The organism is Sneathia sp. DSM 16631, from assembly GCF_014892235.1.
Lineage (GTDB): Bacteria > Fusobacteriota > Fusobacteriia > Fusobacteriales > Leptotrichiaceae > Sneathia > Sneathia vaginalis.
On sequence record NZ_JADBHL010000018.1, the window covers coordinates 1 to 13,695 of the forward strand.

Here is a 13,695-nt window from a genome sequence, read left to right on the forward strand (position 1 = left end):
AAGGATTAAGACAAATAGCGTAATAAAAAAAATATAGGGTAGGGACTACCCGAATTAACGCCTGTGGAGATAGTAGGGTACAAGGTCAGCGAAGCAGGAAGCCCATAGGCTTTAGACTATGGGTAGTTCACACCATACACCCTTTTCAAGATGGAAATGGACGTGTTGGTAGATTAATTATATTAAAAGAATGTTTAAAAAATAATATAGTTCCCTTTATTATTACCGAAAACATAAAAATTAACTACTATAGAGGTCTTTTAATGTGGAAAGAGGAAAAAGGGTATTTGATAGAAACTTGTAAATTTGCTCAAGATAAATTTAAAGAATATCTTGACTATTTTGAAATAGAATATGAGGAGTAAAGAATGTTAATAAGAAGTAAAAGGATCTGGATTGCAAATAACTTTATACCTGCAATAATAGAAGTTGATGATAAAAAGATAAAAAGAATATTAGAATATAATAAAGACATGAAAGTGGACTATGATTTTGAAAACAATAGAATAGTTCCAGGCTTTATTGATATACATACACATGGAGCAGTAAATGTAGAAGCTAATGTATCAAGTTTAGAAGAAATACATAAGTGGGCAGATTACTTACCTAGTGAAGGTGTAACAGCTTTTTGTCCGACAACTGTAACACAAACTGAAGAAGTACTAAAAAAAGCTTCAAAGACTATCTTAGAAGCTAAAGAAAGTCAAAAAAGTGGAGCTAAGATATTAGGTATAAACTTTGAGGGACCATTTTTAGATGTAAATCATAAGGGAGCACAACCACAAGATTGCATAGTAGAACCAGACTTAGAAAAGTTTAGTAGATTCCAAAGTGCATGTAAAGATTTAATATTAATAATGACAGTAGCAGTTGAAAAAGATAAGGATTATGCATTAACAAGACAATTATCAAGTAAAGGTGTAGTAGTTAGTGTTGGTCATAGTGGTGCAACATATGATGAAGCAATGCTAGGTATAGCAAATGGTGCTAAACTATTAACTCATACATTTAATGGTATGACAGGATTGCATCATAGAAATCCAGGTCAAGTTGGAGCTGCACTAAGAATAAGGGATGTTTATTCTGAAATAATATGTGATGGTATACATATTAGACCTGAGGTTATAAACATATTCTTTATGTCTAAAGGGCCTGATTATGCCGTTATGGTAAGTGATTCTATGTCAGCTAAAGCCTTTAAGGGTACAGACTTCTATTTAGGAGGAGAAAGGGTAATTGTTAGTGAAGATGGAAGTGCAAGAAGAGAGTCAGGAGCCTTAGCAGGGTCTATACTAAAAATAATAGACGGACTAAAAGTAGTTGTTGAAAGAGCACAAGTTCCATTTAATTATGCCATAAATGCTTGTACATCTAATCCAGCAAGACTTCTTAGAATAGACGATAGAAAAGGGTATATAAAGGCAAATTATGATGCAGATTTAGTCGCTATAACAGATGACTATAAAATAATAAATACTATGGTTGAAGGAGAATTTCAAATATAATGAAAAAAATATACTTAGCAGCAGGTTGTTTTTGGGGAACACAAGCATATTTTAAGAAGATAGATGGTGTAGTAAATACAAAGGTAGGTTATGCAAATGGTAAAACAGAGGATACAGACTACACTAGAGTTTCAAGTACAGATCATGCAGAAACATTAATGGTAGAATATGATGAAAAAAGAATAAGTTTAAGAAAAATACTGTTACATTACTTTCGAATAATAGACCCAACTAGTGTTAATAGACAAGGTGAGGATATTGGAAGGCAATATAGAACAGGGATATATTATACTGATGAAAATGATAAAGATATGATAGATAATGTCTATAGATATTATGAAGATAAATTTGGTGGTATAGTTGTAGAAGTAAAGCCATTACAAAACTTCATACTAGCAGAAGACTATCATCAAGATTACTTAGATAAAAATCCTAATGGATACTGTCATGTTGATCTTAGTCTTTTAAATTTAGATGAAGAAAGCTATAGTATAATGAAGGAAAACAATACAGAAAGACCATTTTCAAGTGAGTTAAATAAGGAAAATAGGGACGGAATATATGTTGATAAACAAACAAAAGAACCTCTATTTTCATCTAAAGATAAGTTTGATGCAGGTTGTGGATGGCCAAGCTTTAGAAAGCCCATTGGTGATAGTGTTGACTATTTAGAAGATCATTCATATGGAATGGATAGAGTTGAGGTAAGAAGTAAAAGTGGAGATAACCACCTAGGACATGTATTTAACGAAGAACAAGGACTTAGATACTGCATTAATGGTAAAAGCCTAGAATTTATACCCTATGAGGATATGAAAAAAAGAGGATACGAGGAATATATGAAATTTGTAAAATAAGGGGGTTGGACCCCCTTTATCTATTATTTATCATTCTTCTTAATTCTTCGATTTCCTTTTTCAATTGTTCATAGTTAGCATTAGTATTTCTCTTTTCACCAAATAGAATACCAGCACCAGCACCAAATGCAAGATTTCCATTTCCAGTTACAGCACCAGATAATCTATAAGTAAATCTATCATTATTACTAATACCACTAAATCCAAGTGCAACAGCGTGTTTACCACCAAAGAAACCATAAGCAGCACTTAGTTGAAATTGTCTATTAGAATTAGAACTAATAGAACCTAAATTACCAATAGCAATTGCAGCAGCAGATCCATTTAAAGCAAGATCAGTTTTCATATCTAACGCATTTAATTTAGCAGTATATTCATCCTTAAACTTAGCAAGGTCATCTTTAACATTATTAGCAATTGATAATGATTCATTCTTAGTTTGGATAGCTCTATCGGCATCTGCTTTAGCTTCATTAGCTTTTTGTGTAGCAGTATCTGCGGCAGTTTTAGCTTCTTCAGCTTTAGTAGCAGCAGTTTTAGAGAAATTTTCCGCAGAAGTCTTAGCTTCATTAACTTTTTGTGTAGCAGTTTGAATTTCTTGTTTAGCTGTGTCTATAGAAGCTTTAGCTTCAGTAGCAGTAGTAGTAGCTTGTGTAACTGCTTGAGTTATTTCTTCTTTAGCACTATTAGTTTTTTCTGTTAATTCCTTTGTTAAATTTGTTTTAATATTATTCATATCTCCATTAAATTTTTCTTTTGCTTCATCTGATTGTTTTTTTAGTTCAGTTATAAATTCAGGAATCTTTTCTTGAGTGGTTTCCTTTATTTCAGTAATAGCATCTTCCTTAGCTTTCTTAATATCGTTTTCTACAGAAAGTTTAATTTCATTTTTTATAGTGTTTTTAGTTTCGTCTACTTTTCTATTGAAGTCATTATTAATTCCAGTTACTTTTGTTTCAATCTCTTCTGCTTTTTTAGCACTTTCTTCAGCTTTTTTAGCACTTGCTTTTGCTTCTTCAGCATACTGTTGTGGTGTATTATTCGCATTAGGACTAGCACCATTTATAGGAGGCTTACTCCCATCACCCATAGATATAAAACTTAATAATAATACAAAAAATATTACTTTTTTTCTCATACTTTCTCCTTTAATCATTAAAATGTGATATTTGTAAATATCCAAATGTATTTTATCGTGAAAAAAAAAAAAAAAAACTATTTTTAATTAAATATTTATTAAATATTTAACTTAATATTTATTTATGCAATTTTTATTTGAAAGATACTATCTTAAATGAAACTGTACTTTTTTAACTAAACCAAAAAAAAGACAAGAATAATCTTGTCCTTCATTACTTTATTAATAAGTCTTTTGCATTTATTGGTTTTTTAATCATCTTGTTCTTAAACATAAAATCGGCAGTTTTTTGTAAGCCTTCAATGTCCTTGTCAGACACTTTAGAATTAAAGTCGTATTGACCAAACATAGTAGTATAAGCTGCATCATCTAGTTTTAATGCTTTACATACTATTTGTTTTGTATCTTCAGGCTTATTTTCCATAAATTCAAGAATTTCTTTTTGTGCCTTTAAGAAGGCGTCTATTACATCTCTATGTTCATTGTAGTATTTTTGTGTAGTTGCAACACAGATAAGAGCTTCTATATATCCTTCTCCATCAGTAATTTTATGTAATCCTGCTTTTTCTGCCTTGTATGAAGCAGGTCCACCAAGAAGTGCAACATCTATCTTTCCAGAAGAAAGTGCAGCTAGTGCATCAGGTATACTCATATTTACAAAGTTAACATCATTTGTTGTTAAGTTCTTACTCTTTAGGTATGAAACAAGTAATTCGTGTAAATTAGTTCCCATAGGACCTGCAATAGTTTTACCTTTTAAAGATTCAGGACTATTTAATGATGCATCTTTTGAGAATAGTGCAAATGCCTTTGGTGCACGTGAATATATGTCTAATATTTTAATATCAGCACCATTAGCAGCACTTGCTATTACAGAAGAACCACCAATAGCGTTTAATATTTGTACAGAACCAGATGCTAATGCTTGACTTTGGTCAGCACCACTAGTAATTTCTGCATATTTAATATCTACACCATTTAAATGTTTTTTTAGAATAGAATTTTCTTTTTCAATAATAGAAGGTACATTTAATGGAGCTGTAACATAAGTAACTGTTAAATCTTTTGTACTAAAGTTTGATTTTGTTTTATCAGAGCATGAAAACATGAATAATGATAAAGCAAATATAGTTAAAATCTTTTTCATTGAATCCTCCAAATATCATCACGGATTTTTCGTTTTAAAGTTGTAAACTCAAAATCCAATAAATCTCGTTTTTTGCTATTTATATTATATGAAGAATATATTTTTCCCTCTTTTAATACTATGATTTTATCTGCAATCGTCAACGCCTCATCTATATTATGTGTTACAAAAAGAATACCAACATTCTCTTTGTTGTATAGTTTGAGTAATTCCTCTTGCATCTTTACCCTTGTAAAATCATCTAAACTAGAAAAAGGTTCATCCATAAGCAGAAAATTAGGCTTGTATGCAAAAGCACGAGCTAAACTAACTCTACTTTTCATACCACCAGACAATTCATCTGGATATGAATTACTAAATTTTTCTAAATCCACCATACGTATCATCCTATATATTTCATCACTAGGTAAGTTGGTTATAGCTTGTATATTTTCAAAAACTGTTAACCAAGGGAATAGTCTTGGTTCTTGAAAAACATATGAAAACTTTAAGTTATTAGTATTAATACTTCCAGAATCATATTTTTCAAGGTTGCTAATAAGGCGAAGTAATGTTGTCTTACCACAACCAGATTTGCCTAGAATAACAGTGATTTTATCACTTTCTATGTCTAAATTAAGGTTATTAAACACATAATGGTCATTAAATTTTTTAATTAAATCTCTTATTTCTATCATAAATAGTTAACCTCTTAAAAATGTAGTCACAAAGATAACCCAATAGCCCTATAATCACAACACCAACAATAACTATATCAATTCTAGCCATAGACTTTGCAAAATTGATCATATATCCTAATCCTTGACTTGCTGCAATTAGTTCAGCCCCTATTATCGCACGATAGCTATAGCCTAAACCTAGTCTTAATCCAACCAAAATATCGGGAACAGCATTAGGAAGAATAATTTTAAAAAATATCTTCTTTTTGCTAAACTTAAAAACTAATCCAACTTCAATTAATTTTTTATCACAACTTGATAATCCTTTTTGAAAATTAAGATACATTGGGAAAAAGGATGCAAGAATGATAATAAGGAGCTTTGGAGCTTCACCTATTCCAAACCAAAGAATTAAAAGTGGAATAAGGCTAAGCGGTGGTATATTTCTCATAAATTGCAAGAACCAATCATAGTAAGATGAAATTCTCTTATTAATATATTCTAGTATTGTAATAGAGCTTGCAAGTAAGAAAGAAATAGAAAAACCTAAAAACACTCTTTTAAGACTTATAGCTACATTAAAAAATATGCTTCTATCTTTTATGAGTTCTATAAGGCTAAAAAATATATCTTTTAGTGGAGGTAGTACATAAGGGTTATATACCTTAAATACAGTTAATAAATGATATATTAGTAAAAGAGTAACTAAAGATAATACTCCCTTCATTTTCCTATGCATTTTACACCATCTCCATTATGACAACCATTGTGACAATAAAGTCCTTCGATTAATCGTATATTTTTAATTTTTTCATTAGATATATTTTTTAAGTCTTTTTCTTCTATTGAAATACAATTTTTTTCTATAGAAGAAAAAAATCCAAAAGGTATAGGGCTATTACTTAGTTTTTCTCCTTTTGTTTTAATAGAATACTCACTACAAAATTCGTCCCATGTTAGAAAGGACGTGTTTTTAAGATTAAGAGTATTACCATAGTTCTTTAAAGCAATACAGGGCGTAATTATCCACTTGTATCCATCTTTAAGATCGATTCTACTAGATATTTCTCTTGCAATGTGAATTAAAATAGGCTCTATATTATGGAACTTAACGTTTAGACCATTTTTCTTGAAATATTCTACAATTAGTGGGCAACGTTGATCGATTATAGTGCCTTTTTCTTTAAGCAATAATTCCTTATACTTATTCTTAACAATTTCAGTGTGATTTTTTTCGGGGAAGACTAGGATGAATCCTAATCTATTGATTTCTTTTTTTAGACTAGATAAATTATATGATTTAAGTATGACGGGATTAAGTAAAATATATTTTTTCATAAACCTCCAAATAGTAAAGAAAGTATACCATAAGAAGATTTGTAAGTCAATGTATGTCAAATATATTTTACGTTAAATTAACCCTTGTTTTTAAAGGGATTGAGCATATTTTGGCACTTAATTTAGTTTGACAATAAAATTAATAAATTATATAATTAATTGTAATATTACAAATAGAAAGGAAGATAAATATGAAATTGCTGGATATAAAGGATCTTCATGCTGAAGTTGAAGACAAAGAAATACTAAAAGGGATAAATCTAACAATTAATAAAGGTGAAATTCATGTAATAATGGGACCTAATGGTGCAGGTAAGTCAACACTTGCAAGTGTATTAGTTGGTCACCCAAATTATACTGTTACTAAGGGTGAGGTTTATCTTGAAGGGGAAAATATACTAGATTTAAGTGTAGATAAAAGAGCACGTGCTGGGATTTTTTTGTCATTCCAATATCCTGAAGAAATTCCTGGACTTACATTAGAAGACTTTTTAAGATCGGCTAAGGAAGCTGTTACAGGTAAAAAGCAATACTTTACATTTTTTCATAAATACTTAGTTGAAACAATGAAAAAATTAAACATTGATCCTTCATACTGTTCAAGACATTTAAATGTTGGTTATTCTGGAGGAGAAAAGAAGAAAAATGAAATATTACAAATGGCGATACTAGAACCTAAAGTTGCAATATTAGATGAAGCAGATTCAGGTCTTGATAGAGATGCTACAAAGACTGTATTTGAAGGTCTACGTACATTAAAAAATGATGATACATCAATGATAATAATAACTCACTATGATAAAGTTTTAGAGTACTTACAACCAGATTTTGTACACATATTGGTTGATGGTCAAATAAAGAAAAATGGTGGTAAGGAATTAATAAAATATATTGAAGAAAATGGATTTGAAGAATTTAAGAAATAGGGGCTAATATGGAAAGAAAAAGAACATATGTTGCTGATATACAAAGAGGGATATATGATGTTAAGGATAAGGTTGATGCAGGTTATACAACAGGTAAGGGACTTAATGAAGAAATTGTAAGAAAAATATCAAAGAAAAAAAATGAACCTCAATGGATGTTAGATATACGTCTTGAAGGGTTGAGAGTTTTTAATGAAAAGCCTATGCCTACATGGAGTGCAGATTTATCAGATCTTGACATTAACGATATTGTAAATTATCTTGAACCTAATGCAAAGCAAATGTCAGACAACTGGGACGATGTCCCTTCGTATATAAAGAACACATTCGATAGATTGGGTATACCAGAAGCTGAAAAGAAATCCTTAGGTGGTGTTGGAGCACAATATGATTCATCAGTTGTATATCATAATCTAGAAAAAGAATTAGATAAAGATGGAGTAATTTATACAGATATAGAAACAGCAGTTAAAAAGTATCCAGAAATGATAAGATCACATTTTATGAAATTAATACCAGTGAATAATCATAAATTTTCAGCACTTCATGCTGCTGTTTGGTCTGGTGGAACATTCCTTTATGTTCCTAAGGGTGTTAAGGTTAAAAAACCAATACAATCATACTTTAGATTAAATGCTCCAGAAGCAGGACAATATGAACATACGATAATAATAGTAGAAGATGATGCAGATGTACACTTTATAGAAGGATGTTCTGCACCGAAGTATAACAAGAATGTTGTGCATGCAGGAGCTGTTGAATTGTATATAGGTAAACGTGCAAGACTTAGATATTCTAGTATAGAAAACTGGTCAAGAAATATGTATAACTTAAACACTAAAAAGGCTATAGTAGATGATGATGGGGTTATAGAATGGATATCAGGTTCATTTGGATCAAAGGTATCTATGCTTTATCCTTTAAGTATTTTAAAGGGTGAAGGATCAAGATCTGAATATACAGGTGTTACTTTTGCATCAGCAGGACAATATCTTGATTCAGGTTGTAAGGTAATACACGCAGCATCAAATACTAGTTCTAAAGTAAAGTCTAAGAGTATATCAAAAAATGGTGGTTGGGCTTGTTATAGAAGCTTACTTGAAGTTGTTCCAGGTGTCAAACATATTAAGGCTACAGCTGAATGTGAATCACTAATGTTAGATAACTTATCTAAATCTGATACTATACCCATGATAGTTTCAAATACAGATGATATAGATATAGGGCATGAAGCATCAATAGGAAGAATATCAGATGATGCAATATTTTATCTAATGCAAAGAGGTTTAACAAGTGATGAAGCAAGGGCTTTAATTATTCGTGGATTTGTTGAACCAATTTCAAAAGAATTACCATTAGAATATGCAGTTGAATTAAATAGACTAATTGAAATAGAACTTGAAGGAACTATAGGTTAGGAGGAAAAAATGGAAAAATATGAAGAAATGAAAAGACCATACTGGAAAAGATTAGACTACACTCCTAGTGAAACTATAGAACAAAAAGAATATATTTTAGATAACCTTAAGTTTTTGAATATGGATCAAGAAGGTATAACTATTACAAAATATTCTGACGAAAGACCACAACCATATAGGGGTTTAGGTGAATATTATGAAGTAGAAAACAAGCAAAGATTAAATCATAGTTTGAGTATAGATATATCTAAAAAAACAGAAAAGATGATAGCTATTAAGTTTGATATTTCAAAAGCATCTGACACCTTAATTAATGGTATAAATATTAATATCAAAGAAGATGCTAGTGCAAAAATACTTTTACTATATGAATCAACTGATGGTTCTAATCATTATCACAATGGATATGTAAGAGTTAATCTTTCAGATAATTCAAACTTAGAACTTATTAACCTACAAAATTTAAATGGAGAATCAAAGAATTTAACTCAAACTGATTTTGTTGTAAATAGCAATGTAAATTTAGAATATTATGATTTAGAATTAGGATCAAAGGTAAATGCTGTTGCAGCAAAGGCTAGATTTTTAGGAGAAAATTCAAATGTACTTTTTGTACCAGCGTATCTTGTAGATGGGTACAGAAAAGCAGATTTTGAATACTCAATGTTATTTCATGGTAAGAAAAATGAAGGAAATATTGAAGGTAGGGGTGCAACAAAAGATCATGGGCTTAAGATATTTAGAGGTAATATATATTTCTATAGAGGATGTAGCAAATCACGTGCAAGTGAAGGAGAATTCTCTATATTATTAGATGATACTATTAAAATACACTCTATCCCTGCAATGTTATGCGATGAAGATGATGTGCTAGGAGCACACGCTGCATCTGTTGGTAAGGTTAATGAAGATAGACTATTTTATCTAATGTCAAGAGGTTTCAATTCTAAAGAAGCTAAGAAGATTATAGTAGAATCTTCATTTAGACCAATATTTGAAAGAATAGAATTTGAAGATATTAAAGAAAAAATGTTTAAAGAAATTAATAATAGGATGTTATAATGGAAAATTTAAGAGATGATTTCCCGATTTTTGATAAGAAGGATATACATTATTTGGACAGTAGTGCCACTACTCAAAGACCTAGATGTGTTATTGATAATTTGAATGAATACTATACAACATTTAATGCTAATGCAGGTCGTGGATCATACGAATTATCTATGATAAATACATCAATAGTAGAAAATACAAGAAAAAAAGTAAAGGAGTTTATAGGATCAAGGGATAATGGAGAAGTAGTATTTACTAAAAATTGTACAGAAGCAATAAATTTGGTTGCATATTCATACGGTTTATCATTTTTAAAGCCTGGTGATGAAATACTTTTATGTGTTTCAAACCACCATGCAAATATATTGCCATGGCAGTTTGTAAAAAAAGTTACTTCTTGTACTATAAAATACTTTTACTTGGATGAGTATGGACAAGTTGATATGGAAGATTTTAAGTATAAGGTTAATAAGAATACTAAAATAGTAGCACTTTCTTCTGTAGTGAATACAACAGGAATAATACAACCTTTTGAAGAAATTATTAATTATGCTCATAAATATGATGCGTTGGTATTACTTGACTGTGCTCAATCTATACAACATTTTAAACATGAAGTTTTTAAATGGGATGTTGATTTTATGACTTTTTCTGGTCATAAGATGTATTCTAGTTTTGGTGTTGGAGTACTTTATGCTAAAAAAGAACTATTAGAAAAGATGCCTCCTTTTATTTACGGTGGAGATATGATAGAATATGTTGAAGAACAATATTCAACATATGCAAAAGTTCCAACAAAATTTGAAGGTGGAACACTAGATAGTGCAGCAATATATTCATTATCACGTGCAATAGACTATATTAACCTAATAGGCTTTAAAAAGATAGAAGATATTGAGAATAAACTACTAGTAGAACTTTTATTCAAACTAAAGACACTAGATTTTGTTGAAACATATTATACAGAAAATGTAGATAGAGTTCCAGTGGTTGCATTTAATGTTAAAGGTGTTCATTCGCATGATACAGCCTTTATACTAGATAAATACAAGGTGTCTGTGCGTTCTGGACAACATTGTACAGCACCACTACATCAATTTATGAAGATAAATTCAACTTGTAGAGCTAGTCTTAATGTGTATAACACATCTAGTGATATAGACGCATTGATAGAAGGACTTGAAAAAGTAAAAGAGGTTTTTAAATTATGATAGAAGATATAGACAAAATTTATCAGCAAACTATACTAGAATACAATAAAAGATCAGATTTAAAAAAAGAAATTGATAAACCTACTTATGTAGAAAGGGGTCATAATCCTAGCTGTGGAGATGACTTAACCTTATTAATCAAAATTAAAGATGATAAGATTTTAGATGCGTCGTTTATAGGGTCAGGGTGTGCTATTTCAACAGCTTCTACAGCTATGTTGATAGATGATATTAAGGGTAAGACATTAGTTGAAGCTAAGAAGATTATAGACAATTTCTTTTTAATGATGAAAGATCATAAAGATGGAGATGTTAGTCTTTTAAATGATGCCGTACTAATGGAATATGTTCGTGATATGCCAGCAAGAGTAAAATGTGCAACATTAAGTTGGCATAGTTTTGAGGTAATACTAGGAAAGGAAAATATTAAATGACTGAAAAGGAAAAATCAGAAGAAATAATTTCTTTTATAGCAAATGCTAAAAAGCAAACTCCATGTGAATTAATAACTGATGAAAATATAAGTAATACTTATTCATGTAAAGTAATAGGTAAGGACTTAAAGTTTATCTATGGAGATGTTGAAGAAATAGAAAAAATTATTAAAGAAAATAGTCTTAAGAATTATCATTTGAAAAATGATAGACGTAATTCAGGTGTACCTTTATTAGACATACGAAAGGTTAATGCAAGAATAGAACCAGGTGCAATAATCCGTGATAAAGTTACTATAGAAGATAGAGCTATTATCATGATGGGTGCTGTTGTGAATATAGGGGCAAAAATTGGAGAAGCTACCATGATAGATATGGGCGTAATAATAGGTGGTAGAGTTCAAGTTGGTAAAAATTGTCACATAGGAGCTGGTACAGTCTTAGCTGGTGTTATTGAACCACCTAGTGCAAAACCTGTTGTAATAGAAGATAATGTTGTAATAGGAGCTAATGCTGTTGTATTAGAAGGTGTTAGAGTAGGAAAAGGTTCTGTTGTAGCAGCAGGAGCAGTTGTTACTGAAGATGTTCCAGAAAATGTAGTTGTTGCTGGAATGCCTGCTAAAATACTAAAACAAAAAGATAAAAAAACTGAAAGTAAGACAGAATTAGTTGATAAGCTAAGATAGTATAGGAGAACAATCATGACAAATTATGAAGAATATTTAAAATTTGGCAGTGATTCTGACAAAGAAAAACAAGTACAAATGTTAAAAGAAATAAATATATCAAGCAAGTATACAGATATTATTAAAAGTATATCAAGCGAAAAAAATCTTTTAATATTTGCAGAACCATTTTGCCCAGATTGTAGAATATTGGTTGCAATAGTTGAAAGAATTAGAGCATTAAATCCCAATGGTATTAATGTTGAATACCTATCAAGAGAAAAGAACTTTGGAAAGTTGAATATGCTATCTAGTGATAATAGGATACCTTGTGTATTTAGGGTAGATGGTATAAAGATTAAAAAGATACTAGAAGAATATCCTAGTGAATTAGAAGTTACGGATGAAGTAAAAAAAGAGTATAGAGAAGGTAAATACACAGATTTAATAATCAAGGTATTATTAAATGCATTAAAAAGTGAATAAGAGTGTCAAAAGATTTGGCACTTTTATTTTTACCTGCGTATTATCCTAAAAATTCATATTTCTTATAGTGCGTATTATCCGAAAATATGGTATAATATGTTGGGTGATAGCGTTGATTTTAAAAAGAAAAATATATAATAAATTACTTGAATGGAAAAATGAATGTGTAGGAACAAAAGCCTTATTAATTGAAGGAGCAAGACGTATAGGTAAGTCTACTATATGTGAGTATTTTGCAAAAAAAGAGTATAAAAGCTATATTATAATAGACTTTGCAAAAAAGAATAAGCAGATAGAAGAATATTTTGAGAAATATTTAGATGATTTAGACACTCTATTTATGTTTTTACAAGTGCATTATGGAGTTAAATTTTATGAAAGACAAACTCTAATAATTTTTGATGAAGTTCAAATGTTCCCTTTAGCTAGAGCTAGTATTAAATATTTAGTTAAAGATGGAAGGTATGATTATTTAGAAACAGGTTCATTAATTTCTATTAGAGAAAATGTTAAAGATATTGTAATACCATCAGAAGAACGAAGTATTAATATGTATCCACTAGATTTTGAAGAATTTTGTGTAGCACTAGGAGAAGAAAATTTATTTGAATATATTAAGAATTGTTATACTCAAAAAAAAGCTTTAGAAAAAAATCTTCATGAAAGAGCAATGCTTGTTTTTAAGCAATATATGTTAGTAGGTGGAATGCCAAAACCTGTAATTTCCTTTATTGAAAATAGTAAAGATTTTACTATAGCTGATAAAGAAAAAAGAGATATTTTGTACTGACCCCAAAAAGTTGGACAAATAATTTAACTTACTAATAAGGATTGATTTCTGTAAGAAGCAGGAGTTAA

The 13,695-nt window shown here is 29.9% G+C and carries 16 protein-coding genes; 11 read left to right on the forward strand and 5 right to left on the reverse strand.

The features are described 5' to 3' along the window. The first annotated feature begins 104 nt into the window (after positions 1 to 104). From IMK15_RS05915 to msrA, 3 genes are read left to right on the forward strand one after another with little or no spacing between them, the layout of a single operon-like run. Positions 105 to 365: a Fic family protein gene (locus IMK15_RS05915; protein WP_349017965.1), complete on the forward strand. Its 261-nt coding sequence runs from the start codon at positions 105 to 107 to the stop codon at positions 363 to 365. A gap of 3 nt (positions 366 to 368) precedes the next feature. Further along, a complete protein-coding gene (gene nagA, locus IMK15_RS05920; RefSeq protein ID WP_192942235.1) occupies positions 369 to 1,505 on the forward strand; it encodes an N-acetylglucosamine-6-phosphate deacetylase in 1,137 nt (378 codons plus the stop codon). After that, the gene (gene msrA / locus IMK15_RS05925) at positions 1,505 to 2,362 is read left to right on the forward strand and encodes a peptide-methionine (S)-S-oxide reductase MsrA (RefSeq protein WP_192942236.1); all 858 of its coding nucleotides are present in this window, start codon (positions 1,505 to 1,507) and stop codon (positions 2,360 to 2,362) included. The genes nagA and msrA overlap by 1 nt, the downstream gene beginning before the upstream one ends. Positions 2,363 to 2,378: 16 nt before the next feature. On the opposite strand, the gene IMK15_RS05930 is transcribed toward msrA, so the two are convergent. The 5 genes from IMK15_RS05930 to IMK15_RS05950 form a co-directional block, all read right to left on the reverse strand. Further along, positions 2,379 to 3,500, reverse strand: a complete 1,122-nt coding sequence (locus tag IMK15_RS05930; RefSeq protein WP_192942237.1) for a YadA C-terminal domain-containing protein — start codon at positions 3,498 to 3,500, stop codon at positions 2,379 to 2,381. Positions 3,501 to 3,714: 214 nt separating this feature from the next. Then, complete coding sequence (locus IMK15_RS05935) at positions 3,715 to 4,647, reverse strand: ABC transporter substrate-binding protein (protein WP_192942238.1); 933 nt, start codon at positions 4,645 to 4,647, stop codon at positions 3,715 to 3,717. Continuing rightward, positions 4,644 to 5,324 carry an ABC transporter ATP-binding protein gene (locus IMK15_RS05940; RefSeq protein WP_192942239.1) on the reverse strand — a complete coding sequence of 227 codons (681 nt, stop codon included), beginning with the start codon at positions 5,322 to 5,324 and terminating at the stop codon, positions 4,644 to 4,646. Before IMK15_RS05940 ends, IMK15_RS05935 begins: the two co-directional genes overlap by 4 nt. Next, positions 5,299 to 6,033: an ABC transporter permease gene (locus tag IMK15_RS05945; RefSeq protein WP_226869232.1), complete on the reverse strand. Its 735-nt coding sequence runs from the start codon at positions 6,031 to 6,033 to the stop codon at positions 5,299 to 5,301. Before IMK15_RS05945 ends, IMK15_RS05940 begins: the two co-directional genes overlap by 26 nt. Then, positions 6,030 to 6,644 carry a hypothetical protein gene (locus IMK15_RS05950; protein ID WP_192942241.1) on the reverse strand — a complete coding sequence of 205 codons (615 nt, stop codon included), beginning with the start codon at positions 6,642 to 6,644 and terminating at the stop codon, positions 6,030 to 6,032. Before IMK15_RS05950 ends, IMK15_RS05945 begins: the two co-directional genes overlap by 4 nt. 191 nt (positions 6,645 to 6,835) lie before the next feature. On the opposite strand from IMK15_RS05950, the gene sufC reads away from it, so the two are divergent. The 8 genes from sufC (at position 6,836) to IMK15_RS05990 (ending at position 13,627) form a co-directional block, all read left to right on the forward strand. Next, on the forward strand, positions 6,836 to 7,570 hold the full coding sequence (sufC, locus tag IMK15_RS05955; RefSeq protein WP_046328305.1) for a Fe-S cluster assembly ATPase SufC: 735 nt from the start codon (positions 6,836 to 6,838) through the stop codon (positions 7,568 to 7,570). Positions 7,571 to 7,578: 8 nt separating this feature from the next. Next, on the forward strand, positions 7,579 to 8,988 hold the full coding sequence (gene sufB / locus IMK15_RS05960; protein WP_192942242.1) for a Fe-S cluster assembly protein SufB: 1,410 nt from the start codon (positions 7,579 to 7,581) through the stop codon (positions 8,986 to 8,988). 9 nt (positions 8,989 to 8,997) lie between these two features. Then, positions 8,998 to 10,050: a SufD family Fe-S cluster assembly protein gene (locus IMK15_RS05965; protein WP_192942243.1), complete on the forward strand. Its 1,053-nt coding sequence runs from the start codon at positions 8,998 to 9,000 to the stop codon at positions 10,048 to 10,050. After that, positions 10,050 to 11,252, forward strand: a complete 1,203-nt coding sequence (locus tag IMK15_RS05970; protein ID WP_192942244.1) for a SufS family cysteine desulfurase — start codon at positions 10,050 to 10,052, stop codon at positions 11,250 to 11,252. The genes IMK15_RS05965 and IMK15_RS05970 overlap by 1 nt, the downstream gene beginning before the upstream one ends. After that, entirely contained in the window at positions 11,249 to 11,686 is a 438-nt protein-coding gene (gene sufU, locus IMK15_RS05975) for a Fe-S cluster assembly sulfur transfer protein SufU (RefSeq protein WP_192942245.1), read from the forward strand. The genes IMK15_RS05970 and sufU overlap by 4 nt, the downstream gene beginning before the upstream one ends. Further along, positions 11,683 to 12,372 carry a 2,3,4,5-tetrahydropyridine-2,6-dicarboxylate N-acetyltransferase gene (gene dapD / locus IMK15_RS05980; protein WP_046328310.1) on the forward strand — a complete coding sequence of 230 codons (690 nt, stop codon included), beginning with the start codon at positions 11,683 to 11,685 and terminating at the stop codon, positions 12,370 to 12,372. Before sufU ends, dapD begins: the two co-directional genes overlap by 4 nt. A gap of 15 nt (positions 12,373 to 12,387) precedes the next feature. Next, the gene (locus IMK15_RS05985) at positions 12,388 to 12,837 is read left to right on the forward strand and encodes a thioredoxin family protein (RefSeq protein ID WP_046328311.1); all 450 of its coding nucleotides are present in this window, start codon (positions 12,388 to 12,390) and stop codon (positions 12,835 to 12,837) included. Between the two features lie 103 nt (positions 12,838 to 12,940). Further along, a complete protein-coding gene (locus IMK15_RS05990) occupies positions 12,941 to 13,627 on the forward strand; it encodes an AAA family ATPase (RefSeq protein ID WP_319016686.1) in 687 nt (228 codons plus the stop codon). Positions 13,628 to 13,695: the final 68 nt, after the last annotated feature.